The organism is Sorangium sp. So ce327 (assembly GCF_051530205.1).
Lineage (GTDB): Bacteria > Myxococcota_A > Polyangia > Polyangiales > Polyangiaceae > Sorangium > Sorangium cellulosum_B.
The window spans coordinates 4,799,989-4,823,485 of the sequence record NZ_CP150330.1 but is presented as its reverse complement, the minus strand read 5'-3'; the positions used below and the strand labels follow the sequence as shown (position 1 = coordinate 4,823,485).

Sequence of the window (23,497 nt, the reverse complement as noted above, 5' to 3'; positions counted from 1 at the left end):
GTCCCGGATCTCGTCCTTGATGGCAGAGCTCCGCGCGGAGCCAGCGCAGGAGCGCCGCCACCTTGGCGTCGGGCCGGTGGCGGTGCTGGCGGGAGAGGTCGAGCATGCGCTGGAGCAGCTGCCGGGCGCGCCCCTCGGGGGATGGGAGCGCGGTTGACGCGCGGAACGGCGCCTGGAAGAGATCGGCGCGCGTGGCCGTGACGCTGCTCCACTTGAGGGCGTGGAAGTAGGCCGCGAAGCGGCGCGGGGGGTCGCGCGAGGCGACCGCGCCGAGCCCCTCGGCCTCGGGCTGCAGGACCTTCGCGCCGAGCTCGATCTCCCAGAGCACCGAGAGGCGGACGCCCTGCGCATCGTCGTCGAGGCAGACGAGATCGACGCGGGTGGCCTCGCTCGGGGCTTCGGGCGTGATGACGTCCTCGACGAGGTACTGGCGCTGCCGGACGAGCGTGATGTCCCCCTTCACGGGCTCGTCAATGACCGACGACGGAGAGAGCCATCACCACGCAAGCGAGAATGAGCGCCGAGCAGATGGGCAACACGAGCCAGAAACCGAGGTACGGCGTGGAAGGGTGACGGACGCGAACGAGACTGACGACAAGGACGTAGAGCGCAGAGGTCAGCGTCAAGGCAAACGCCAACGGCTTGAGCATCTTCGTTCCTTCAATCGAAAAGACGTAGAGGAAAAACACAGTTGGCAGCGCGAGCAAAAGGACGATGAAAATCTTGAGGAACATGCCGAACGCTCGTCGTGCCGATCAGGGTTTCAGGTTCACAGCAACAGCAACGTTGCGCGGAATCCAAGTCTCAAGGTGGGCCGTCGACGCGTCCGCGCTCCGGCGGACACGGAGCCCTGCCGACTTCTACCACTCTACCATACCCGTCGCCCAGATTGGATCGCAGCGTGACATGTCACGATCACGGCGTGACATGTCACGGATCGCAGCGTGACATGTCACGCTCACGAACCACCGCCCGCCGGCGGCTCACGAGAGCCTGCGGGCGCTGGCGAGCGGCAAGGCTCGTGGAGCGTTCGAAAAGCTCGTGAACATGTTCTCGAGCGCGCGCCTTTCGTGCGCGAGCCTCGATCGGGATGGATCGCTGGGATAGCGTCGAACGGTCGGGCGACCTCTTCGAGGCCGGTCGTCGCAACCCCAGATGGGCGGATCGCGGAAGCCCGCTCTGCGCCGGAGCCAGATTCGATGAAGAATACCATGTTGAACACGAGAGCCGCAGCGATGCTGGCAGCGATCATCGGAGCCGGCACCATCGGCTCAGGCTGCGAGCAGCGCGCCGGCGAAGTTCCGGAACATGTGGTGTGTTACGCGTCGAGCTGTGGTGTCGTCCTGGCAGACGAGCAGGCCTGGCCCGGTTTCATTGCGCTCGACGGCGCCAATGTCTACTGGCTGAACGCCTCCAATGGCGAGGTCATGAAGTATCCTCTCGACGGCGGCGCGCTTACCGTCCTCGACGAGGGGGATATCTCATGGGGCCTGGCGGTGGACGCCACCCACGTCTACTGGACGAGCAACGTCTTCGTGTACATAAGCGCCGAAGAAGAGCGCCGGAGGACCCGGTTGATGAAGGCGCCCATCGGAGGCGGCGCCCCCGTCATCATCGCCGAATTGGACGAAGTGAGTGGCGACCCCCTCGATATCGAGGTCGACGCCCGCAATATCTACTGGACGGACGACGAGACGGTGATGAAGATTCCGATCGAAGGAGGCACCCGTGTCATCCTCGCGGACGGGCAGCGCTATCCAGAGGATCTCGAGGTCGGCGCCGACAGCGTTTACTGGACGAACGGCGTCGGCGACTCGGTGATGAAGGTGCCGATCGAGGGAGGCACCCCTGTCGTCCTCGCCGGCGAGCAGCCGTACGCAAGGCACATCGAGGTCGACGCCACCAGCGTCTACTGGACGACCGCGCAGAACCAGCATGAGGTCACGCACTCGGTGATGAAGATGCCTATCGAGGGGGGAACCCCTGTTGTCCTCGCTGACAAGCTGGCGCCGATCGCGGGGCTGGCGGTCGACGACGCCAGCGTCTACTGGACGGACCTGGACGGGGCGGTGATGAAGATGCCTATCGAGGGTGGCGATCCCGCCGTGCTCGCGCTCAGGCAAACGGACGCCGGGAGCATCGCGGTTGACGCGACGAGCGTCTACTGGACGAACTCGTACTACGGCGGCGCGGTGATGAAGATGCCGAAGTAGCGCTGCCGGGGGCGCTGCGCGTCGACGCCCGCTTCCGCCGGCGCCCGGGGGAGCGCGCGTGGTGCTAGGCGTGCGGCCGGCCATCGGTCGGCCCGCCGTCCTTGGCGAGCACCACGGTCGTGAAGCCGTACGCCTCGCCGAAGCGCGCGTGGGCGGCGACGAGCTGCCGGTAGTGCCGGGTCCCGCCGAACTGCTCGATCACCACCTGGGCGCGCTCCTCCTCCAGCGTCTTCATCCGCTGCACCATCGCGGCCCACTGGACCCGCGGCCGGCGCGTGATGAAGCGAAGCCCCTGAGCGCAATGCCCCGTCATGCTCCGCAACGGATTGCGCCGTTGCGCGACGCTCCCGCCGACGAGGTCGGCATGGAGGGCGTGGACGAGGTGGTCTCGAGGAGCGGTCACGTCGGGCATGCGCGCCCGCGTCCAGCTGCGCGAGACGGATCAGAGCTCGTCGCCGACGATGCGCTCGAACCGACCTGCTGATGCACCCCCGATCGAGTCCGGCACGACGCGGACGCTCCCTGGCCCCTGCTCGACCTTCGGAGGTCCGCCGTCGGGTGGGATCGACACAAGGACGTAGCAGTCGGGGAAGCCGGTCGTCGTCGGATCGAAGGTGATCGTGTCGTGCGTTCGCAGCTCGGTGAGCGTGCGGGCCTCGGCGCGCCCGGACTGCTCGGCATGCGGCCGCGGCAGGCCGGTGAGGTAGGACTTCCCGCCATGAGACACGACGCGGTGGGCCCCCTCCCCAGGATGAAAGCGCGGAAGCCGGCTAGATCCGTACGGTGTGAAGACCCGTAGCGGTTCGGGCACGCGGCTCCTCGGTCGCAACACCTCGTCGTGCAGCGCCTGGTCAGAACCATGATGCGGCACCTTGAACAGATCGTGATCGCCGAGCTCGGGCTCGAGCACGAGGGTGTTACTCCAACCGTAGCCGGGGCTCTCGACCAGATCCGAGCCGAGCAGGATGCGCCTCCCACGCCATGTGAGGAGCAGCGCGGTGGAGATGACGTTCCTGTCGAACGGCTGTCGCGTCCTCCACAGGTCGAGCTGCTGCTCGCGCACATCCGCGCGGGGGGAGAGCACACGCAGCGTGGCATCGCCGAGCAGCTCGAGGTCGGCGGCGTTGACATCCCAGCGGCATGCCGGTGATTCGCTCCAGCGCGACTGGACGGCAGCGATAGCCCGGCGCGTGACGCCGGCGATGAAGCCGGTGGACCGCGCGGCGATGTCGGCTCCCGGCGGAAGCACCATCCCGATGCGAGGCCACGTCTCCTTGCGATCGCGCGGCGTCGAGGCCTCAATCACCCTGGCGACACCCCAGCTATGATCGTCGTGCGGATGGGTGAGGAGCACGATGCGCGGGCGGGCTTAAGAGCCTCGGCAGGTAGCTCACGGCGTCGAAGGATGAGGCGCCGCGAGGCCACGTCCGCAATACCTTCGTGCCGTTCATGAACTCGATCCGCTCCACGAACGTGCCCACGCCAAACCAGGCCGGCTGCGCGTGCCACTCCGCGGACAGGGCGCGCAGCTCAACGATCACTGTGGAGAGCGTCACCTCCGACGGCTCAGCGAGGTGTTGCGCGATCCGGAGCACGACGCCTCTCGCGTCTCGACCTATCACCCGCCCAGGCTGCCAGCTCTTCACCTCGAGCGAATCCTGCTCCTCGGTCAGGTGCGGCCCCTTCCAGCGGTCCTCCAGCGCAACGGTCGGCGGAAAGACGAGCCGCTCGTCGCGATCCTCCTCGAGGCAAACGAGGAGCTGGCGCAGCGCTCGCCACCAGGGGGCTGCCCGAATCGCGTCGGGTACGTCGTCCAGCACGCCCTCTGCGAAGTCGAGCTCGCTCTGCGCCAGCAGATGCCGCGCCACCTGGCCATGGAGCTCCTCGTAGACCGCCGGCGTCGACAAGCCCCCTGTCGCCGCGAGATCGTCCAGCGCACGGTCCCAGGCCGCGCGCGCGTCGCTCATCCAGGCCGTCGTGATCAGAAAGCAGACGTACCGACCATGATACCAAGGATGCGCCGGGTCGATGTCCCGCGCCTCGGTGTACTCCCGCTCGACGCGCTCGGGCTCCGTTCCCAGAATATCGAGGTTGTAGGCGATGTAATGGTGGGCGTAGGCGTCCCGCTCATCGTGCTCGATGGCCCGCTCGTACGCCCGGACCGCGTCGCGGCGGAGCTTCTCCTCCTGCTCGCGCGGAGCGCGGAGCGCCTTCTGGCTGAGGCTCTTACCGAGCGCGTCGTATTGCTCGACGAACTGGAGAGAGCGGGAGAGCAGCGCCGCGGCGTCGCCTGCCTCCGTGAGTTGGTGGATCTCTTCCATGTCCTCCCGGACGGCGGTGACGACGTCCCCACGGTCACGAGCGGCCTGAAACCGCTCGCGGTGGTACGCGGCTGCGAGGTGGTGCGCATCTCCCTGCGGCTCATCGAGCGCCCAGGCTGAACTGTCGGTGAGGAGCGATGAACGGATCTCTCGCGCCAGAGCATCCGGGACGACCTTGGATCCATCGTCGAGCACCTCGATCAGCGGCTCGACGATCGTCCTCGTCCGGTCGGAGAGCGCCATGAACCCCGCGCGCTCGAGCAGTCTGTCCGCGAACGGGACGCGTAGGGCCGCGAGGCGTAGGACGACGCGCCTCCCTCCCGGGTCGTCCGAGAGCAGGTCTCCGAGCCTCGGGACCAGGCGATCCAGCCGGAGCTCACGCGCCGGGATGCGCTCCACGTCGATGCCTCCTGCCGCGAGCGCCTCGAGCACCTGCTGCACGACCGGCGGTACCGCAGGCTGGCGGCGGCGACCGCCGGACAGCCGGACGGTCGCGTCGCCCGCCTCTCCCAGGGGCGGATCCCGAGCCAGCGGGAGCCGGAAGCTCGCATCTTCGGCGATACCCTCGGGGATGCGTGGACCAGCGAGCACGAGCGTGCCGGCGCGTGTGCCGAGGAACGTCTCGGTCACCTCGACAGCGCGCCTTGTGAACAGCTCACTCTCGGGGCCCAGGGCCGTCGGGAATCGGGGCCCATCGAGGAGGAGCAGAAGATCGTTCCCTGCGCGAGACAGCGCCTCCCGTACCGAAGCGATCCTGTCGGCCCATGCAACGCGGGCGGGCTCGTGCCGGGGCACCACGCGATCCATCAGCGTCGCCCCGTCGAGCTGCGCGGCCGCCTCGACGAGCGCCACCAGCGCCGCGTCGTCGCCATCGGGCACCTCGATTCGGACGACGCGCCGGCTCCCGGCGAGCGCGGCGGCGAGCCCCCGGAGGACCGCCGTCTTGCCGAAGCCGGGCGGCGCCTGGATCGCGATCCTCGGCGCGCCGGCTTCGATGCGCTCCCGAAGCTGCTGGATCGCTTCCTCGAGGAGGACGGCCATGCGCCAGCTGATACCATGGCACTTCGCGCGAGCCAAGCTGGCGCCGGCCGGCGCGTTTGCCTCGGCCGCCTGAGGATATCCGCTCTCCTAGATGTCGAGCTTTCTCTGGCCGTCTGCTTCCCGCTTACGGCCGCCCTTGCGGGCCGGCATCGGGGGGCCGCGCTGACAGGCTCTTCAGGAGCTCGTGCTGTTTGGGCTGGACCATCATGACGCCGCCGCCTGATCCTCGCGGCCACTCCCCCTCCCTTCGTAGTCTATTGCTGCGAGCGCTGATAGGTATTCCCGAAGTCGTCCTGCACCACGACGGCGAGCCCGTCCACCGCCTCCACCTCGAGCTTTTCGTCGATCATCCGCGTTCGAAACGCCCAGCCGGCGGGAAGCGTCAATGTCTCGCCGAGCTTCGCGAGCGACGCCTCGTCCTGCTGCACCTCCTGCACGCTGTACGACTGCATGTCGTAGACCGCGCCCTCGGGATCGACGAGCTCGTAGACGCTCTTGCCCGCGTCGTAGCCCCACGTCGTGTCGCGCCGCACGGTGCGTGTCTCGTAGGGCTTCGCCTTGCCCGACGCCTCGGCGAGCGCAAGCGTGAGCGTGCCCGTCTTGCGCATCTCGATGCCGCCGAGCGTGCGCACCTCCGGATCGAGCACCTTCGAGCCCTCGAAGCTGTCGATCATCCAGTGCCGCGGGCCGTTCACGAGCACCACGTCCGCCATCGTCTCGGCCTTCACCTCCGCCTCGTCGACCGCGACCCACGCCGCCTCGGGGCACTCGTTCAGGCCCTGCGTGTTGTACACGTCGATCGTCACCGATCCCGCGACGAGATCCGCGTCGCCGAGCAGGATCTCGCAGTAACGGCTCCCCCGCAGGGCCTCCGGCGCGGGCACGGGCGTCTCGGTTTCGACGGGCTCCTCCTTTCCGCAGCCGGCCGCGGCCAGAAGGAGCGACAGGAAAACGGAGAGCGACGACGGCTTGTTCATGGCGTGTACCTCGGGCAGAAGGCGTTCGTGGAGCGCGCGGAGCGCGCCCTCTTTCCCCTACTCCCGCAAAAGGTCCCGCGGACCCGACACGGCCTCGGTCGATTTCCCCCCGCTCCCTCCCGTTGAATTGGCCTGGATCTCCAGGGAGCGAGGAGATCATCCCCTCTCCGCGGCCCAGCCACGCCCCCTCTCGCCGCCCCCTCGCTCCGGCAGCTCCGGCAGCTCCGATGGGCGCCTGTCATGGCGGCGCAACACCCGCTGTCCGCGCGGCGGTCACCTGTAACGCCGCCGTACCACCTCGCCGGGAGACGCGCGGCCAAATCCGCCGCCGCCGCGCCGCTCCCACGCGTGGCACGGCGCATGCTCCTTGTCCCCGGCACGCAGCGCGGCGATCATGGCCGCTTGTGTCCACGCTCGGCGAGCTCGCCGTGGCCGTGAACGAAGGCTCGAAACTCTCTTGACGAGGAGATCGCGATGAAGCGCTCTGCTGGTGCGCACGGTATGGTGATGGGCGTCGGGCTCCTCATGGCGGCTTGCGGGCCGGCGTCGGAGTCGGAGTCGGAGATCGAAGTCGAGGTCGCCGGGCCGGGGCTCGAGGCGACGGTGATGAAGCCCGGTATCCCGGATACCAACGGGACCCCGAAGCTCGCGTGGCACACCTGGAAGCACGCGGTGGTCACGGCGCTGCGGAGCCCGCTGCTCAAGGGCGACCAGATCCACCCGAACATCATCAGCACCAAGATCCTCGACGCGGCGCCCCCCGGGGGCGTGGACGGCAAGGAGGTCTTCGATCACACCGTCCGCTGCGCCGCCGCCGCCGGCACCGTCGTGCGCCACGGCGAGGAAGTCTACCTGGGGCGGGGCATGGTGAGCACCGCGTCGGCCTGGACGGAGGAGGGGCTCTCCGATCCTGTGATCGGCAACGTGCTGGAGTGCGTGATCGCGTACGTCAACGACGTGGCCGACAACATCCGCGTCCTGCTCACGGGCGAACACGTGACCGACGACGGGGATCCTCACGACGACTACATTCACCGCGAGGCGCTCTGGTGCGCGGTCCCCTCGACCGCGTTCGGCGCCGAGGTGTTTGTCTATGCGACGGCCCCGTTCATCGGCCACTGCGGTATCGACCCTGAGTCGGCGCTGGAGCAGCGGTACTGCTACAAACCGGAGAACTGCGGCCTCAACTACATGGGGCCCCTGGCGGACAGCATCGCTGACGGCACCTGCCGGCCCGTCAGGCCGCTGGGGCTCAGGCCCGGCCAGTTCATCTGCGACGGAAAGCCGTGCACGATGACGTGGCTGACGGACATCGAGCCCGACTGGTGCCGTGAGCCCGAGCGCGAGCCCGGGAGCGCGCTCTTCCCCCGGTGAGCGCCGCGGGCCGCGGGGGCGGTCAGGGCGCGGCGGGGTCGGACGCCTGGCCCGCGAGCCGCCGCGCCTCCGCGAGGCGCGCGCCCTCGGTCCGGGCGCGCAGCGGGTTCGCCCGGAGGGCCGCCTCGAGGGCCTCGGCCCCGCGCCCGGCGGCCTCCCGCCGGGCCGCCGCGCCGGGTGCGGCCGCGGCGCGCAGCAGCCAGAGCCCGCCCTGGGTCACGAGCGCCCGGTCGAACCGCGGGTGGAGCCCGAGCGCCGCGTCCACATGCCGGAGCCCCTCCGCGATGTCGGCGGCGGCGTCCCCCCCGTGGTCCGCCCGGTGGGCGGCGCGGGCCTCGTGGATCTCGGCCAGCAGCGCTGGGAGCCGGGGATCGGCGCGCTGCCCGCCGAGCAGGGGGTCGAGCACGGCGAGCGCCGCGTCGAGCCGCGCCGCGTCCGGCCGGCCGCGCTGCGCGCTCCACCGGTAGGCGAGCAGCTCCACCTCGGCGCGCTGCAGCCGGTCCGACACGTCCCAGGGCGCCACCGCGATCTGGCGATCGAGCGCCTCGCGCGCGATCCGGATCGAGGGCGACGGATCCTCACCCCGCGCGACCCCGACGCGCGCCTCGAGCACCGCCAGCATCGCCCGCAGCGACTCCGGGAAGGCCGTCGCGTCCGGCGCCACCTCCAGCGCGCTCGCCCGGACGCGGGCGAGCGCCGGGCCGGGATCCGCGCCCGCGTCGAGCGCATGCAGCGCGAGCGCGTGCTCCAGCCAGACCCGCCAGTAGGGCGCCCAGCCCCAGGAAGGGTCCTTGTGATGCATCGCCTCGATCACCTGCTGCGTCCGCTGGACCGCCTCCTCGGGGGAGCGGCCGGCGCGGACGAGGTGCTCTGCCTCGTAGACGCCGGTGACGAGCCGCGAGGTGCGCGCGCCGTCGAGGCCCGGGTCGAGCGCGAGGACCTGGTCGCAGCGGGCCTCCGCGCGCTCGAAGGAGCGGCTCGGGTCGCGGCCGTGCAGGGAGTCGTGGCGGCCGAGCTCGGCGTGGACGGAGCAGAGCTCGGCGAGGGCCCAGGCGAAGTCGGGCTCGCGCTGGAGCGCGGCCTCGTAGCCCTGGATGGCGCGCTCCAGGTCCGCGCGCTGGTCGCGGCCGAGCATGTCGGCGTGGTACGCCCGCGCGCGGGCGACCGCGGCGGCTACGTACCGGGCGAAGGCGTCGCCCGGGCTCCTGTCGAGCGCCGCCTCGGCGCGCGCGGTCGCGGCGCGCAGGGCGGCCTCGGCGTCCTCGCCCGGCTGCATGCCGCTCGCGGCCCACCAGGCGAAGCAGTTGTGGACCCAGGCGAGCTTGACCAGCGCCTCGGGGCTCCGCGGGCTCGCCTCGAGCGCCCGCTCGCAGGCCGCCCGCGCGCGCTCGAAGCTCGGGCGCATCGAGTCGCCGCGCTTGCCGGCGGCGTTCATGGTCTGGGTCCAGAGCTCGCACGCCGCGGCGTGGACCGAGGGGTCGGACCGGCCGTGCTCGGCGGCGATCCGGTACGCCTCGGCGGCGCTGTCGAAGTAGCCCTTCATCCGGTCGAAGTCGAAGGCGGCGGCGTCGTGGCGGTGGCGGCTCCCGAGGGCGAAGAGCACGTCGCCCTCCAGCTTCTTCGCCTCGTGGAGCCACGGCGCCGCCGCGAACGCCTCCCGGGCCCTCTCCAGCGCCTCGTCGTGCCTGCCCTCGGCGAACGCGAGCAGCCCTTCCACGTAGGCCGGCGCCTCGATGGCGCCGTGCGCCGGCGCCTCGCCGGCGCCGCCCAGCGCCGCGCGGAGGTGCCGGACCGCCGGGGCCTTGTACTCGGCCTCGAGCGCCGCGATCCGGGCCTCGCGCTGCGCCGGGTCGCGGATGCGGCGGGTCTCCTCCAGGGCGCGGCGGTAGAGCTCGGAGAGCGCCACGCCGGCGGCGTGGTCGAGCCCCGGCGATCGGTACCCGGCCCGCTCGGCCGCGTGGAGGTGGTCGAGCGCGGCGCGCGGCTCCTGGAGCGCGAGCAGGCCGCGGCCGAGCGCGTACTCGCCGGGGCCGCGGCCGACCTCGCCCGCGGTCGCCATCCGGGCCTCGACGGCCCCGAGCCGGGCGCGGACCACGTCGCGCTCGCGCTCGACGTCGTGGAGCGGCATCGCGTGGGCGGCGCGCAGGAAGAGCTCCATCTCCTTCACGGTCTCGCCGAGCTCGCGCGCGAGCTCCGCCTGCTCCGCGGCGGCGCGCCGGCCGCGGACGAGGAGGCCGGCGACGACCAGCGCCACGAGCAGCAGCGCGGCCGCGCTCGCGAACGCCGCCCGGTGCCGCCGCGCATGCCGGGCGAGGCGGCGGCCGAGAGAGGCGCGGCGCGCGAGCACGGGATCGCCGTCCAGGAAGCGCTGCAGGTCCTCGCCGAGCGCGCGCGCCGACTCGTAGCGGGCGCCGGGCTGCTTCTCGAGGCAGCGCATCACCACCGCCTCGAGATCCTGGGGGATGTCGCGGTCCAGGGTCCGGAGCGGCGGCGCGTCCTCCTCCAGCACCTGGCGGAGCACGTCCATCACGGTGCCCCCGGTGAACGGCGGGCGGCCGGCGAGCAGCGCGTAGAGCGTCGCGCCGAGGCCGTAGACGTCGGTCCGCCGATCGAGGGCGTGCACCTTCCCCGCGGCCTGCTCGGGCGCCATGTACGCGGGGGTTCCGAGCAGGGCGCCGGTGAGGGTGGGCCCGCTCTCCCCCGCCTCGCGCGCGATGCCGAAGTCCATGAGGTAGGGGCGGTAGGCGCCGTCCGTGCCCCGCTCCAGCATGATGTTGCTCGGCTTGACGTCGCGGTGCACGAGGCCGAGCCGGTGCGCCTCGTGGAGCGCGGCGGCGATGGCCCGGGCCACGCGCACCTTCTCCTCGAGGGTCAGGTCGCCGCGGGCGTCCTGGAGGGAGGGGCCGTCGATGCAGCGCATGACGAGGAAGGGCACGTGATCCGCGACGCCTGCCTCGTGGACCTCGCAGACGTTCTCGTGGCGGAGCCGCGCCTGGGAGCGCGCCTCGCGCAGGAAGCTCCCGTCGATCTGCGCGCCCGCCGAGAGGAGCTTGATGGCGACGCGCCGGCCGAGCCGGAGGTCCCGCGCCCGGTAGACGACGCCCATGCCGCCGCGGCCGAGGAGGTGGAAGTCCTCGAAGCGGGCGTGGAGCGAGGGCGGTACCGGCGAGGGTGGGATCGACGAGGGCGAGGGCGTGGACCCGCGCGCGTCGGCGGAGCGCCGGCTCTCCTCGCCGAGGCCGAGATCGGACGTGGCCTCGGGCGCGGCGGGCGTGGCCTCGAACGCAGCGGGCGAAGCCCCGGGCGCGGCGGGGGGAGCCCCGGGCGCGGCCGGGCCGGTGACGGTCGCGTCGTCGCGCCCGCGCCGCGGCCACGGCGGGGCGTCGACGCGGGGCTCGTCACCGTCCACGGGCACGATCATCGGGCCCGGAGGCCGTGGCGCTGGAGCAGCCGGTGGACGAGCTGGCGGGAGACGCCCATCGCGTCGGCCGCCTGCGAGATGTTGCCCCCGTGCTGCCGGAGCTTCTCGGTGACGTAGGCGCGCTCCAGCTCCTCCAGCACGACCTCCCGCGCTTCGGGCAGCGGCAGCTCGAGGAGCCTGCGGAGGCGGGCATCGCCGGGCCCTGCCGGCGGCGCGCCGGAGGGCGCCGCGCCCGACGAAGCCGCTCCGGAGGGCGCCGCGCCCGAGGGATCGGGCCGCGCCGCTTCCGCGCTGACGCTCCCCTGCGGCGCCGGCGGCGCGGCGCCGAGGATCTCGTGGAGCAGCTCGGGGAAGAGGACGAGCCGCGCGACGGTGTTCCGGAGCTCTCGCACGTTCCCCGGCCAGTCGTACGCCTCCAGCAGCGGGAGCGCCCCCGGCGGCAGGTCCGCGAGCGCGCGCGGCGGATCCCGCGCGACGAGGAAGCGCTCGACGAGGAGCGGGATGTCGTCCTTGCGCTCCCGGAGCGCGGGGACATGGACCTCGACCACCGAGAGCCGGAAGTAGAGATCGGCCCGGAACGAGCCGTCCTGGGCCTTCGCGCGCAGGTTCCGGTGCGTGGCCGCCACGATCCGCGCGTCGAAGGGGACCCACTCGTTCGAGCCGAGCCTCCGGATCTGCCGCCCCTCGATGGCGCGGAGGAGCTTCGGCTGAAGCTCGAGCGGGAGCTCGCCGATCTCGTCGATGAAGAGCGTGCCCCGGTTCGCCTGCTCGAGCAGGCCTGGGCGCGCCGCCGCGGCGCCCGTGAACGCGCCCCGGGCGTGGCCGAACAGCTCGCTCTCGACGAGGTTCGGGGCGATGGCGCCGCAGTCCACGACCATGAAGGGGCCGTCCTTACGGCGGCTTTGCGCGTGGATCGCCCGCGCCAGCACCTCCTTGCCGGTGCCGGACTCGCCCAGCAGGAGCAGCGTCTCATCGGTCGGCGCCGCGCGCTCCAGCCGGGCGAACATCGCGCGCATGGGGAGGCTCCGCCCCGCCGCCTCGCCGAACGCGTCCGCGGCGGAGAGCGGCAGGACGGCCGCGGGCCCCGCGGGGCCGACGACGATCTCGGAGCCGCCGACCGTGGCGGGGACGCGCGGCGGGAGGAAGGCCTCGCGGATCCGGACGTCGCGGATCAGCGTGCCGTTCTTGCTGCCCAGGTCGCGCAGGAGCACGCCCTGCTCGGTCAACCGGATCTCGCAGTGCCTGCGCGAGGCGCGTGGATCGGCGAGGACCAGATCGCAGTCGGCGCCCGCGCCCACGACGAGGGGGCGCAGATCGAGCGGCGCGGTGAGCGTGCGCCGGTCCGGGAGGGTGACGGCCACCGAGACGGCCGGGAGCCGGAGAGAGCGCCCCTCATCGAAGCTCGTGAGCGTGCAGGCCTCCCCGGAATCGTCGCCCATGATCGCCATGGTGCCCCTGGAGGGGGCCGCGTCAACCCGGAACCGGCGCGCCCGCGGGCCGCGCCCGCGTCTGCACCGCACGCGCACGCGCACGGGTGGAGCGCCTGCAGGACGGCTGTCACGCCGCCGCGACAGCGCCCGTCGCGCGCGCGTGACAGCTGTCCCGGCGGCGTGTCGGCGCGGGGCGAAGCGCTCGCCGGAGACGCGTGGATCCGCCTGGAAACGCGGCGATTCGCGCTGCTGACCGATCCCGGCACACGCGTTGCGATGCGCCCCTCGAACGCGGCGAAACGCGGATTGAGGAGGATGCGGACATGACGTCTCGAAACAGCGGCGCGGGCAACGTGGATCACCAGGGGATCGCCGGCGCGCGCCGATCGGCGCGGCTCGGGCTCGTCGCGCTCGCCGTGCTGGCGAGCGCCGTCTCGGCGAGCCGCCCTGCGGCCGCGGTGAGCGCCGAGCCCGGGCTGCGCGAGATCCAGCTCGACGCGACCGGCGCGACCTTCCGCGCCGAGGTGATCGGCGACGAGCACTTCGATTACCTCCGGATGGCGGACGGCACCGCCGTCGTGCTCAACGCCCTCTCGGGCGACTACGAGGTCGCCGAGCTCGGCTCGGACGCGCGCGGCGCCCTCAGGCTCGTCCCCTCCGGGGTGCTGGTCCGCGATCTCCGCGGGCACGGCGGCCCCGTGGATCCGTCGCTGCTCCAGCGCATCGACGACGAGGCGCTCGATACCCTCTGGGAGGCCGAGATCGCACATTCCCGGGGCGCGCTCTCGTTCGCGGCGAATCCGACCGTGATCTCCGGGATCCGGCGCCCCCTGCTGACCATCCTTCTGGAGTTCACCCAGGGGGGCGGGCTCGCCGCGCCGGGCGCGTTCACCGGCAACTTCAACACCGACTTCGCGTACTGGAAGCAGACGATGTACGGGAGCCTCCCTGGCTCGGTGAACCATTATTACGCCGACATGTCGCGCGGGAAGTTCTCCTTCACCCGCGCGAAGGAGACCCAGGGCACCGCCAACGACGGCATCGTCCGGATCAAGCTCCCGTTCGCGCACCCCAACAGCAAGAAGGATTTCTCCCTCCTCCAGCTCTACCTGAAGGAGGCGCTGGTGCTGGCGGATCCCTTCGTCAACTTCGCCTCTTACGACACCAACGCAGACGGCAAGGTCCGCGGCGACGAGCTCAACACGGTCTTCATCGTGGCTGGCTACGAGACAGCGAACACGAGCAAGACGCCCTCGATCTGGGCCCATGCGAAGGGCTTCGAGGACCCGATCACCCTCGACGGGAAGGTCCTTACCGGCTATGCCGCGCTCGGCGAACGGCAGGTCCACTCGGTCGGCGGCGTGCCCACGACGATGCCGGCCACGGTGGGTGTCATCGTCCACGAGCTCGGGCACTCGGCGGTCGGCCTCCCGGATCTCTACAAGGGCCCTACCCCGCTCGGGTCATGGTGCGTGATGGCGAGCGGGAGCTGGGGGAGCACGAGCGGCTCGCCCGCGGGCTCGGTGCCCGTGGCGATGGGCGCCTGGAGCAGGATCAAGGCCGGATTCCTGGCGCCGACGGTGATCGAGCCCGGGTCCCCGCCGCAGGACATTGCCATCGTCCGGACGGCCGGCGCGGAGTTCCTCGGGCAGGGCGTCGCGCCGACGATCTACAAGGTCGAGACCTCGGATCCGGACCAGTACTTCCTTATCGACAACCGCCAGAACGAGGGATACGACCGCGGCCTGCAGCGCTGGCTCGACTTCGATGACGTCTCCGGCGGCGTGGCCATCTACCGCGTCGACGAGGCCAGGAAGGCGGGCGCCGGGAAGATCGCGGTCATGGCGAGCAACCCGAGCTCACCGAGCTCCCTCGCCAACCTCTACAACGAGGAGGGGGGCCGCACCTTCACGCCGTTCACCGACCCCAGCAGCGACGACGCGGACGGCCAGTTCACCGGGCTCTCGGTCACGGACTTCAACGTCTCCGGGCCGATCATGCTCGCGCACGTCAGCTATGTCCCCTTCGCCTGCAACGCGATCACCGCGTCGGTGGCGGAGCACGAGATCCACGGTCGCGCCCACAAGCAGATCGTCGACCTCGGGGACGACCAGATCTTCCTTGGATACCGCACAACGGGCGTGCAGCAGGCGCTCGGGTTCGACGAGGACGAGATCGTCACGCTCCACGTCGAGGCGCCCGGGATGTGGAGCGTCGGGGAGTGCGACTGAGCGGCTTGGCCTCCTGCCCGCGGAAGCTCGTGACCGTCTCGATCAGCGCGCGGAGCTTCGGCTGCTCCTGCGTGCGCGCGGGGAAATAGAGGCAGAAGCCGGGCCCCTTCGTGATGAACGCCTCGAGCACGCGCTCGAGCCGTCCCTCGGAGAGGTCGCGCTCGATGGCCTGATCCGGCACGTAGGCGAGGCCCGCCCCCGCGCACGCGAGCGCGACCATGAGCCCGATATCGTCGGTGACGACGCCGCCGGGGACGTCGACCGTGATCGTCTTGCCCCGGCGCTCCAGCTCCCAGCGATAGACGACGCCGCTCGCGAGGAGGCGCTGGCGGATCGCGCGATGGCGGACGAGGTCCTCCGGCGAGCGCGGCCGCCCCGCCTTCGCGAGGTAGGCCGGCGAGCCGACGATCGACCACGACGAGTGGCTCGAGATCGGGACCCGCACCATGTCCTTCTCCACCGCGTCGCCGAGCCGGATGCCCGCGTCGAAGCCGGATGCCACGAGGTCGACGAAGGCGTCGTCGAGCGAGACCTCGATCGACAGCTCCGGGTACGCCTCCCGCATCTGCGCCACGAGCGGAGCGACGAGCCACGCGCCGCTCACGCGCGGCGCGGTGATGCGGAGGTTCCCGGAGGGGCGCCCGCGGTAGTCGCCGAGCGCGGCGAGCGCGTCCTCGACGTCGGCGATCGCGGGCCGCAGGCGCTGAAAGAGGCTCTCGCCCGGCTCCGTGAGCGCGACGCGCCTCGTGGTCCGCTGGAACAGCACAACGCCGCACCGCCGCTCGAGGAGCTTGATCTTCTGGCTCACGGCCGTGGGGGTGACACCGAGCGCGGCGGCCGCGGCGGTGAAGCTCTTGAGGCGGCCCACGGCGAGGAACGTCGTGAGCCCGTCGAGCGCGTCGGACATGCTGGATTATGAACCAAATGTTCATAAAGCATCAACCTCTTGGCGCATTCTCTTCATGCTCGGGATGTTGCATCTTCCGTCGTGTGAGGGGCGCAGCGCCCCGGCGACGAAGAGGAGATCCCCATGGAAACGAGCAAGCACGAGCGGGTGTGGTTCATCACGGGCGCGTCGCGCGGCATCGGCGCGGAGATCGCGAAGGCGGCGCTGGCCGCCGGAGATCGGGTGGTCGCCACCGCGCGCGATCCGAAGAGCATCACCGACCGCTTCGGGCGGCCCGAGGCGCTCCTCCCCGTCGCGCTCGACGTGACGGACGAGGCGTCGGTCGCCGCCGCGGTGGAGGCGGCCATCGCTCGGTTCGGCCGGATCGACGTCCTCGTGAACAACGCCGGCTACGGCGTCGTCGGCGCGATCGAGGAGACCTCGGGCGACGAGGTCCGGCGCGTCTTCGAGACGAACGTGTTCGGCCTGCTCGCGGTGACGCGCGCCGTGCTCCCGCAGCTCCGGAAGCAGCGCGCCGGCCAGATCTTGAACATCTCGTCGCTCGGCGGCTACCGGTCGGGCGCCGGGTTCGGCGTGTACTGCTCGACGAAGTTCGCCGTCGAGGGGATCTCGGAGGCGCTCCACACCGAGCTCGCGCCGCTCGGCATCGCGGTGACGATCATCGAGCCGGGCTACTTCCGGACGGAGTTCCTCGAGGCGAAGTCCGTCGTCGAGACGGGCAAGGTCATCGCCGATTATGCGGAGACCGCGGGCAAGGTCCGGAGCTACGCGAAGACGGTCAGCCTCCAGCAGCCTGGCGATCCGGAGCGGCTCGCGCGCGTGGTCGTCGAGCTCGCCCGCGCGAAGAATCCCCCGCTCCGCCTCCCGCTCGGCAGCGACGCCGTCGCCGCGATCGAGGCGAAGAACGCGCTCGTGGCGCAGGAGCTCGCCGCGTGGCGCGCCGTCTCGGAGTCGACGGACTTTCCGAAATGAAGCGAGGTTGACACCCCCGGAGGCGCGAGGGCGCAGGGAGAGACGGGGGTCACCCGCCCGCCCCCTCCGGGTCGTTCACCAGGGGCGCCTCGATCTCGGGCCATCCCGACATCGGGTCCGAGAAGTCGAAGAAGCGGATCTCGTACGGGAACGCCCAGATGCACCCCTCGACGACGAGCATCGCGGCCAGCGGCTCGAAGCGCATGTCCGCCCAGCAGAAGGCGATCCCGTCCTTCGCCTCGTCCGGCAGGTGGTCGCGGCGCCTCCCGGTATCGAGCTCCACCACGGTCTGGCCCTGGTAGTCCTCGCCGCACACCAGGTAGTCGTGGCCGTTCGGGTGCGCCTCGACGAACAGGAAAGGGAACCAGTCGAAGTTCCTCTGCACGACGGCGATGGGATCGGCAGAGGCGGTCCTGTAGACCTCGCCTTGGGCATAGTCCCAGGTGCCACGTCCGGTCGAGAAGCTCGACACCACGAGCCTGTACTTCCCCGTGGGGCTCGAGATCTCGCGGCGCGAGCCCTCCCGCTCGTTCTCCGGTCGGAAGAACGCCGCCTTGTCGGGCGCGCCTGCCGCGGATTCGTCCGTCATGTCTCCTCCGCGCCCACGGGCCTCGTCCGGCTGTGCTGCTCCGGGTGGTACAGGTACGCGATCAAGCCGTCTCCGCGCCAGCCGGAACGTGGAGTCTGGGCTCAGGCAGAGGTCAGCAGCTCAGGCGGAAGTCGTGGGTGAACGCTCCGAAGGGCTCCGGGACGTTTGGTGCTGGCTAGCAGCGTCCACGTCCGATGCGCACCCCGGGCGCCGGGCCCTTCGCTGTACCGGTCGCGCGACTGACACAGTGCTTTCGTGCGGCGCGTCCCCTGTGCCTTCACCGGCGAACACCGCCTCCTTACGCTCCGGTCCATCCCCGACCGGAGCGATCTGCGATGACCGAGCTGCTGCCCCTCCTGACCTATTGCTTCGTGATGTCGAGCACCCCTGGGCCGAACAACATGATGCTCACCGCCTCCGGCGCCAACTTCGGCTACCGCGGATCGCTGCCGCATCTCCTGGGCATCAGCGTGGGCGGCGCGGTCCAGACCTTCTTCGCCTGCCTGGGCCTGGGCGCGCTCTTCGCCGCCTACCCGGCGCTGCACGCCGTGCTGCGTGTGACCGGCGCGCTGTACCTGCTGGTGCTGGCGTGGAAGCTGACCGGCGGCGCCGCGGTCAAGGGCGCCGAGGTGCCTCGGCCGCTGTCGTTCGCGCAGGGGGCGCTGTTCCAGGCCGTCAACCCGAAGAGCTGGGTCAAGGCGATCACCGTGGCCTCGGTGTTCATGCCGGCGGGCATGGGCGTGGCGAGCGGCGCCCTGCTCGTGTCCGTCGTCAGCCTCGCCATCACCTTTCCGTGCACCTCCGCGTGGGCGCTGTTCGGCGTGGCGATCCGGCGATTTCTGACCGACCCGCGACGGCAGCGGCTGTTCAATGGCATCATGGCCGGCACGCTGGCGGTGCTGGCGCTCCTGCTCCTGCGTTGACCCATGTTCTCGCTCGACCGCGACTCCGCCGTTCCCCTGGCCGACCAGATCGAGGCGCGGCTGCGCGCGCTGATCGAGGGCGCGCAGCTGCCGCCCGGCGCGCGGCTGACGTCGATCCGCCAGCTGGCGGGTCAGCTCGGCGTGAGCCCCAACACCGTCGTGACGGCCTACGATCGGCTGGTGGCGGCCGGGCTGCTCGAGTCGCGCGGCACGGCCGGGTTCTTCGTGTGCGAGGCGGCCTCGGCCATGCCGAGCGAGGCGTGGCTCGAGGCCGGGGAGGAGCAGGAGCCGGTGTGGCTGGCGCAGCAGTCCAACGACCAGCGCGCCGGCGTGCTGCTGGCCAGCAGCGGCGCGTTGCCGTCGACCTGGCTGAGCGACGCCATCCCTGCGACGGTGCTCCAGCGCGCGCTCGCCCGCAACGACGCCGGCATGGCGGCGCGCTGTCCGCCGCAGGGGCTGCCCGAGCTACGGGAGCGCATCGCGATGCTGATGCGCTCCCAGGGCATCGCGGCCGATGCGGGCCGCGTGCTCACCACCTGGGGCGGCACGCACGCGATCGACCTGATCTGCCGGGGCTACCTCCAGCCAGGCGACGCGGTGCTGGTGGAAGACCCGGGCTATTTCCTGCTGTTCGGCCGCCTGCGGCAGGCGGGTTACCGCCTCGTGCCTGTAGCGCGAAGGCCGGACGGCGTGGATCTGGCGGCGCTGGAAGCTGCGTGCCGCGAGCATCGGCCCAGGCTGATGTTCCTCCAGAGCGTGCTGCACAACCCGACCGGCTGGGGATCGAGCGCCGCCAACCTGCACCGCGTGCTGACGATCGCGCACCAGCACGGTGTCCTCATCGCCGAGGACGACGTGCACGGTCACTTCCACCCCGGGCATCCCACGCGGCTGGCGCAGCTCTCCGGGCTGGACGGGGTCGTCTATTATTCGAGCTTCTGCAAGGCGCTGAGCCCGGCGCTGCGCCTGGGCTACATCGCGGCCGAGCCACGGCGGCTGAAGCCGCTCCTGCGCGAGAAGATCTACTCGGTGCTGACCACCGGCGCGCTGAACGAGCTCGTGCTCCTGGAGGTGCTGTCGGCCGGCAGGTGGCGCAAGCACATCGACCGGCTGCAGCAGAAGCTCGGCGCGGCGCGGAACGCGGCGGCGCGCCGGTTGCGCGACGCAGGCGTGCTGCTGGACCACCCGGGTGAAGGCGGGCTGTTCCTCTGGGGCACGGCGCCGCGCGGGGTGGACGTCGACGAGCTGGTGAAGGACGCGTACCTCAACAAGATCCTGCTGGCCCGCGGGGCGACGTTCATGGCCGATGGGGCGGCCGATCCGCATATCCGGTTCAATGTGGTGTTCAGCCAGGATGTGCGTGTGGCGGAGTACCTGGGGCAGCGGTTTGCGGCCGTGGCGAGCGCGCGGGGAGCGATGGCGAGGACGGGCGCGGTGGCATGACGGGTCGGGAGGCGACGCCATCGACGTCACGCCTGAGGGGTGTCACACGCCGTCGGCGGTGTTGGCGCTGGCTTGTTCGCCCTCGACCACGCGCGTCTCGCGGAGCTCGTAGTGCTGCGAGCGGGCGTCGAAGCGCGCGAGGACCTGGCGCGCCTTGGCTGGCACATAGGCGGTCTCGTAGTCCTCGCCGGCGAACGCCTTCACCGCCTCGATCGAGTCGAACCACATGATGGTGACGAACTCGACCTCGTCCCCGAGCGGGCGCCGGAGCAGCTCGATGCGGCGGAAGCCTCGCACCTGCTTCGCCAGGATCCCCGGGAAGATCTCCGTCTTCAGCAGTGCCTCGTACGTGTCTGCGTTCTCGGGGGTGGTCCAGCCGTGCCAGATCCGTCGAATCATGCGACCTCCTGCAAGAGAGCGCGGGGGGAACGAGTCCGTGGTCCGCGCTGCGGGCCACATCTGGTTATCAGGTCACGATGACTCGAGCGAACCAAGGATGCGCTCGAGGTGCGCGACCGGGGGGCTCGCCCGACGGACCCGGCAGCTCAGCGCACGAGCGCCGCCTCGCCTGCGTGTCCGAGTTCGCCGCCAGCAGCGAGCCGGCGCCCGAACCGCCGCGCGAGCAGCGCATCCAGCGAGAACCGTCCAGGTCCCGCGCCGAGGAGGAGGACCGCGAAGGCGATGAACAGCGACGCGAGCTCGGAGGACCCTGATCCCATGGCGCTCCGGCCGCCCGCGCGCACGAGCCACGTGGGCAGACCGCCGAAGGGGAGGCCGGGCCCCGCGTCGACGCCCTGCACGGTCAGACGGATGAACGGCTCGCCGGCGGGGACGTGAGCTATCGCGATCCCCACGATCATGGTCACCCCGATCCCGGCGGACGCGAGCGGCGTGGCCAGGCCCAGGATCCAGGCGATGCCGCCGCCGAGCTCGGCGAAGGCGGCGAGCGCCTGGAGCCATCCCGGCACGGGGCCCGGACCCATCCAGCTCGTCGCGGCCATCATTTTCGGCGCCCCGTGCAGGGCCATGGCGGTGCCGGCCACCAGGCGAGCGAAGAGCAGGCCCGTCGACGTGGAGCGATCGAGCGCGCGAGGGAGAAGAACTCTCAGCATCCGGTCCATGGTCATGATTCCTCCGCCGCCGGCGCTTGCCGGGATCGGCACGTCACCGCGGCTCAGGCGACATGGATGCACCCGATCCGGGCGCGTGATAACGCACCCCGCGCTTGAAGGACCTTTGCGCGATCCTGAAAGATGGTGGAGCCCGATGGACCGCTTGACCAGCATGGCCGTGTTCACGAAGGTGGTCGCGACCGGGAGCTTCTCGAAGGCCGGGCGCGAGCTCGGGCTATCCCCCGCCGGGGTGAGCAACCACATCCGCGCGCTCGAGGACTGGCTGGGCGCGCGCCTCATCCACCGGACGACGCGGCGGCTCAGCCTGACGGAGGCGGGCGAGGCCCTTCACGAGCGCTGCGCGCGCATCCTCGCGGAGGTGGAGGAAGCCCAGGCCGCCGCCGGCGCGCTCCACGAGGCGCCGCGGGGCCGGCTCAGGATCTCGGTGCCCATCACCTTCGGGATGCGCCACCTCGCGCCGGTGATCACCGATTACCTCCTCGCGTATCCGGAGGTGGCCGTCGACGTCTCGCTGAACGACCGCAAGGTCGATCTGCTCGAGGAGGGCTTCGATCTCGCCATCCGCATTGGCGCGCTCCCCGACTCGAGCCTGGCCGCGCGCCGCATCGCGCCGAGCCGCTCCGTGCTCTGCGCCTCACCGGCCTACGTCGAGCGCCGCGGCGCGCCGGCGGAGCCGGCCGACCTCGAGCGCCACGAGTGCCTCGAATACACGTACCGTGCGACGCCGGGCCAGTGGCGGTTCCGCGGGCCCGGCGGCGAGGAGGTGTCCGTGCGCGTCCAGGGCCGGCTCACGGCGACCAACGGCGAGATGCTGCGCGTCGCCATGCTGAGCGGGCTGGGCATCGGCGTCGCGCCGACATTCATCACGGGCGAGGACCTCGCCGCAGGCCGCCTGGTCCCGCTGATGCCCCGCTACGCGCTCGAGGAGGTCGGCATTCACGCCGTCTACCCGCAGGGGCGGCACCTCTCGGCGAAGGTCCGGAGCTTCATCGACTTCGTCGTGAGCCGCTTCGGGCAGGAGCCCGCGTGGGACGCCTGGGCCCAGCGCGGCGCGGCCGCCCCGGCGCAGCCGGAGCGCAGGAGGGAGCGGCGGCGATGAATCGGCGCGCTGCGGGAGCGCGCGCGGTGCTGCTGAGACGTTGCAGGATGGGCAACGTGGCTGCTGCGGAGATCTGGTATGATCCTCTGTTGCGCTCGTGGCGGGTTCCCACAGCGGACGGCCGCCCCCTCCCCCTAACTCCTGACGAGGTCCTACCATGTCCACCATCGGTCGTTGCCATCGCGGTCTGCGCGCGCTCCTGTCCTTCGCTGCGCTGACGGCCGCCGGCTGCGCTTCTGCGCCGGAGCCCGCGCCGCCCGCGGACGATCCGCTCGAAGAGGCGGCGCTCGAGGCGCACGCGGCGCCGTCGTCGGCCGACCATCACGCGAAGAAGAAGAAGTGCCGCCGCCACGTCGGTGTCCACGCGGAGTGGTCGTCCGTGGCGCCGCTGCCAGAGGCGCGAGAGCGGCACATCGCCCTGCTCATGCCGGACGGCCAGGTGATGGTCGCCGGCGGCAGCGGCGATTACCCCTACCCCACGACGGTCGACTTCTACAATCCCGCCGCTGACACGTGGACGACCCGTCACACGCTGCCCTACCCCATGTCCCCCGTGGGCGCGGCGCTCCTTCAGGACGGCAGGGTGCTCTTCAGCCCAGGCGGGCTTGTCTACGATCCGATCACGGGCACGACGGCGAGCGTCCCGCTCACGCCCGGCGAGGCGGCCCGTGGTTGGGAGTTCGCCTATACCGCCCTCACGCTCCTGCCGGACGGGCGGGTATTACGCACGGGCGGCAGCGACGACGACAGCACCCTCAAGGAGGCCGTGCTCTACGATCCTGCAACGAACACGTGGTCCAGCGCAGGGTCGATGTCGGTGACTCGCTACCTGCATACGGCGACGCTGCTCCAGGACGGGCGCGTGCTCGTCGTCGGCGGCTACACGTTGAACGGCAACGAGATGCCCCAGGGCCGCACCAGCGTGGAGATCTACGATCCCGCCACGGGCACCTGGACGGCGGCGGCGCCGACGAACCTGCCCCGCATGCAGCACAAGGCCACGCTGCTGCCGAGCGGGCGCGTGCTGGTGGTGGGCGGCGGCGGCAGGATCTACGGCGGCACCGAGGAGGAGATCGAGATCCTCGTCGATGCCGGCGAGACCGCCGAGATCTACGATCCCGCGAGCGACACGTGGACGTCGACCGCGCCGCCGAACTTCCTCCACACGTGGGCGTCCGCCGTCGCGCCGATGTCCCATGGCCGCGTGATGGCCGTCGGCAGCGACGGCGCCGAGATCTTCAAGGAGGCAAACGGCAGCTGGACCCCGATCGACGAGCCGATCCAGAGGGGCTTCCCCACCGCGACGACCCTGCAAGACGGCTCGGTCCTCGTCACGGGCGGGTATGACGCGACGTACTTCAGCAATCCGCCAACCCTCGCCAGCGTGGAACGCTACGGGGGCTGCAAGAAGAAGCATTGATGC

At 71.3% G+C, this 23,497-nt stretch carries 20 protein-coding genes; 9 read left to right on the top strand and 11 right to left on the bottom strand.

The window, feature by feature from the left end; genetic code table 11:
* Positions 1-19 precede the first annotated feature (19 nt).
* Complete coding sequence (locus tag WME95_RS18050; protein ID WP_437909601.1) at positions 20-157, top strand: hypothetical protein; 138 nt, start codon at positions 20-22, stop codon at positions 155-157.
* Positions 158-470: 313 nt separating this feature from the next.
* Here the strand turns inward: WME95_RS18050 and WME95_RS18045 are convergent, their stop codons facing one another.
* Positions 471-734, bottom strand: a complete 264-nt coding sequence (locus WME95_RS18045) for a hypothetical protein (RefSeq protein WP_437909600.1) — start codon at positions 732-734, stop codon at positions 471-473.
* 465 nt (positions 735-1,199) lie between these two features.
* On the opposite strand from WME95_RS18045, the gene WME95_RS18040 reads away from it, so the two are divergent.
* Positions 1,200-2,213: a hypothetical protein gene (locus tag WME95_RS18040; protein WP_437909599.1), complete on the top strand. Its 1,014-nt coding sequence runs from the start codon at positions 1,200-1,202 to the stop codon at positions 2,211-2,213.
* 64 nt (positions 2,214-2,277) lie between these two features.
* Here the strand turns inward: WME95_RS18040 and WME95_RS18035 are convergent, their stop codons facing one another.
* The 4 genes from WME95_RS18035 to WME95_RS18020 all read right to left on the bottom strand — a co-directional run bounded on the left by WME95_RS18035 (position 2,278) and on the right by WME95_RS18020 (position 6,552).
* Positions 2,278-2,625: a hypothetical protein gene (locus WME95_RS18035; protein ID WP_437909598.1), complete on the bottom strand. Its 348-nt coding sequence runs from the start codon at positions 2,623-2,625 to the stop codon at positions 2,278-2,280.
* 30 nt (positions 2,626-2,655) lie between these two features.
* Positions 2,656-3,519, bottom strand: a complete 864-nt coding sequence (locus tag WME95_RS18030; RefSeq protein ID WP_437909597.1) for a hypothetical protein — start codon at positions 3,517-3,519, stop codon at positions 2,656-2,658.
* 16 nt (positions 3,520-3,535) lie between these two features.
* Positions 3,536-5,575, bottom strand: coding sequence for a hypothetical protein (locus tag WME95_RS18025; protein ID WP_437909596.1), 2,040 nt, complete (start codon positions 5,573-5,575; stop codon positions 3,536-3,538).
* Between the two features lie 254 nt (positions 5,576-5,829).
* Positions 5,830-6,552, bottom strand: coding sequence for a hypothetical protein (locus tag WME95_RS18020; protein ID WP_437909595.1), 723 nt, complete (start codon positions 6,550-6,552; stop codon positions 5,830-5,832).
* Between the two features lie 474 nt (positions 6,553-7,026).
* Here WME95_RS18020 and WME95_RS18015 point away from each other — a divergent pair, with 474 nt between their 5' ends.
* On the top strand, positions 7,027-7,926 hold the full coding sequence (locus tag WME95_RS18015) for a hypothetical protein (RefSeq protein WP_437909594.1): 900 nt from the start codon (positions 7,027-7,029) through the stop codon (positions 7,924-7,926).
* A gap of 22 nt (positions 7,927-7,948) precedes the next feature.
* On the opposite strand, the gene WME95_RS18010 is transcribed toward WME95_RS18015, so the two are convergent.
* On the bottom strand, positions 7,949-11,335 hold the full coding sequence (locus tag WME95_RS18010; protein WP_437909593.1) for a protein kinase domain-containing protein: 3,387 nt from the start codon (positions 11,333-11,335) through the stop codon (positions 7,949-7,951).
* Between the two features lie 8 nt (positions 11,336-11,343).
* Positions 11,344-12,786, bottom strand: coding sequence for a sigma 54-interacting transcriptional regulator (locus tag WME95_RS18005; RefSeq protein WP_437909592.1), 1,443 nt, complete (start codon positions 12,784-12,786; stop codon positions 11,344-11,346).
* Positions 12,787-13,100: 314 nt separating this feature from the next.
* On the opposite strand from WME95_RS18005, the gene WME95_RS18000 reads away from it, so the two are divergent.
* Positions 13,101-15,008 (top strand): M6 family metalloprotease domain-containing protein, encoded by a 1,908-nt coding sequence (locus WME95_RS18000; RefSeq protein WP_437909591.1) that lies wholly within the window; start codon positions 13,101-13,103, stop codon positions 15,006-15,008.
* Here the strand turns inward: WME95_RS18000 and WME95_RS17995 are convergent.
* Positions 14,956-15,915, bottom strand: a complete 960-nt coding sequence (locus WME95_RS17995) for a LysR substrate-binding domain-containing protein (RefSeq protein WP_437909590.1) — start codon at positions 15,913-15,915, stop codon at positions 14,956-14,958. The two genes, WME95_RS18000 and WME95_RS17995, sit on opposite strands and share 53 nt — an antisense overlap.
* 123 nt (positions 15,916-16,038) lie before the next feature.
* On the opposite strand from WME95_RS17995, the gene WME95_RS17990 reads away from it, so the two are divergent.
* The gene (locus tag WME95_RS17990; protein WP_437909589.1) at positions 16,039-16,887 is read left to right on the top strand and encodes an oxidoreductase; all 849 of its coding nucleotides are present in this window, start codon (positions 16,039-16,041) and stop codon (positions 16,885-16,887) included.
* Positions 16,888-16,936: 49 nt separating this feature from the next.
* Here the strand turns inward: WME95_RS17990 and WME95_RS17985 are convergent, their stop codons facing one another.
* Complete coding sequence (locus WME95_RS17985; RefSeq protein WP_437909588.1) at positions 16,937-17,476, bottom strand: hypothetical protein; 540 nt, start codon at positions 17,474-17,476, stop codon at positions 16,937-16,939.
* Positions 17,477-17,811: 335 nt separating this feature from the next.
* Between WME95_RS17985 and WME95_RS17980 the strand changes: the two genes are divergently transcribed.
* Together WME95_RS17980 and WME95_RS17975 are read left to right on the top strand one after the other, a co-directional pair.
* On the top strand, positions 17,812-18,399 hold the full coding sequence (locus WME95_RS17980) for a LysE family translocator (RefSeq protein WP_437909587.1): 588 nt from the start codon (positions 17,812-17,814) through the stop codon (positions 18,397-18,399).
* A 3-nt stretch (positions 18,400-18,402) separates the two neighbouring features.
* A complete protein-coding gene (locus WME95_RS17975) occupies positions 18,403-19,842 on the top strand; it encodes a PLP-dependent aminotransferase family protein (protein WP_437909586.1) in 1,440 nt (479 codons plus the stop codon).
* Between the two features lie 42 nt (positions 19,843-19,884).
* On the opposite strand, the gene WME95_RS17970 is transcribed toward WME95_RS17975, so the two are convergent.
* Positions 19,885-20,241, bottom strand: a complete 357-nt coding sequence (locus WME95_RS17970; RefSeq protein WP_437909585.1) for an antibiotic biosynthesis monooxygenase family protein — start codon at positions 20,239-20,241, stop codon at positions 19,885-19,887.
* 146 nt (positions 20,242-20,387) lie between these two features.
* Positions 20,388-20,954: a DoxX family protein gene (locus WME95_RS17965; RefSeq protein WP_437909584.1), complete on the bottom strand. Its 567-nt coding sequence runs from the start codon at positions 20,952-20,954 to the stop codon at positions 20,388-20,390.
* Positions 20,955-21,108: 154 nt separating this feature from the next.
* Here WME95_RS17965 and WME95_RS17960 point away from each other — a divergent pair, with 154 nt between their 5' ends.
* Positions 21,109-22,074, top strand: a complete 966-nt coding sequence (locus WME95_RS17960; protein ID WP_437909583.1) for a LysR family transcriptional regulator — start codon at positions 21,109-21,111, stop codon at positions 22,072-22,074.
* Between the two features lie 157 nt (positions 22,075-22,231).
* Positions 22,232-23,494 (top strand): Kelch repeat-containing protein, encoded by a 1,263-nt coding sequence (locus WME95_RS17955; protein WP_437909582.1) that lies wholly within the window; start codon positions 22,232-22,234, stop codon positions 23,492-23,494.
* Positions 23,495-23,497: the final 3 nt, after the last annotated feature.

Excerpts from the sequence above, each read along its gene's own strand:
- WME95_RS17995 (WP_437909590.1), bottom strand. The coding sequence starts at position 15,915 with ATGTCCGACGCGCTCGACGGGCTCACGACGTTCCTCGCCGTGGGCCGC.
- WME95_RS18035 (WP_437909598.1), bottom strand. The coding sequence starts at position 2,625 with ATGCCCGACGTGACCGCTCCTCGAGACCACCTCGTCCACGCCCTCCAT.
- WME95_RS17985 (WP_437909588.1), bottom strand. The coding sequence starts at position 17,476 with ATGACGGACGAATCCGCGGCAGGCGCGCCCGACAAGGCGGCGTTCTTC.
- WME95_RS18025 (WP_437909596.1), bottom strand. The coding sequence starts at position 5,575 with ATGGCCGTCCTCCTCGAGGAAGCGATCCAGCAGCTTCGGGAGCGCATC.
- WME95_RS18045 (WP_437909600.1), bottom strand. The coding sequence starts at position 734 with ATGTTCCTCAAGATTTTCATCGTCCTTTTGCTCGCGCTGCCAACTGTG.
- WME95_RS18015 (WP_437909594.1), top strand. The coding sequence starts at position 7,027 with ATGAAGCGCTCTGCTGGTGCGCACGGTATGGTGATGGGCGTCGGGCTC.
- WME95_RS17975 (WP_437909586.1), top strand. The coding sequence starts at position 18,403 with ATGTTCTCGCTCGACCGCGACTCCGCCGTTCCCCTGGCCGACCAGATC.
- WME95_RS18040 (WP_437909599.1), top strand. The coding sequence starts at position 1,200 with ATGAAGAATACCATGTTGAACACGAGAGCCGCAGCGATGCTGGCAGCG.
- WME95_RS17965 (WP_437909584.1), bottom strand. The coding sequence starts at position 20,954 with ATGCTGAGAGTTCTTCTCCCTCGCGCGCTCGATCGCTCCACGTCGACG.
- WME95_RS18005 (WP_437909592.1), bottom strand. The coding sequence starts at position 12,786 with ATGGGCGACGATTCCGGGGAGGCCTGCACGCTCACGAGCTTCGATGAG.
- WME95_RS17980 (WP_437909587.1), top strand. The coding sequence starts at position 17,812 with ATGACCGAGCTGCTGCCCCTCCTGACCTATTGCTTCGTGATGTCGAGC.
- WME95_RS17960 (WP_437909583.1), top strand. The coding sequence starts at position 21,109 with ATGGACCGCTTGACCAGCATGGCCGTGTTCACGAAGGTGGTCGCGACC.
- WME95_RS18000 (WP_437909591.1), top strand. The coding sequence starts at position 13,101 with ATGACGTCTCGAAACAGCGGCGCGGGCAACGTGGATCACCAGGGGATC.
- WME95_RS18020 (WP_437909595.1), bottom strand. The coding sequence starts at position 6,552 with ATGAACAAGCCGTCGTCGCTCTCCGTTTTCCTGTCGCTCCTTCTGGCC.
- WME95_RS18050 (WP_437909601.1), top strand. The coding sequence starts at position 20 with ATGGCAGAGCTCCGCGCGGAGCCAGCGCAGGAGCGCCGCCACCTTGGC.
- WME95_RS17970 (WP_437909585.1), bottom strand. The coding sequence starts at position 20,241 with ATGATTCGACGGATCTGGCACGGCTGGACCACCCCCGAGAACGCAGAC.
- WME95_RS17955 (WP_437909582.1), top strand. The coding sequence starts at position 22,232 with ATGTCCACCATCGGTCGTTGCCATCGCGGTCTGCGCGCGCTCCTGTCC.
- WME95_RS17990 (WP_437909589.1), top strand. The coding sequence starts at position 16,039 with ATGGAAACGAGCAAGCACGAGCGGGTGTGGTTCATCACGGGCGCGTCG.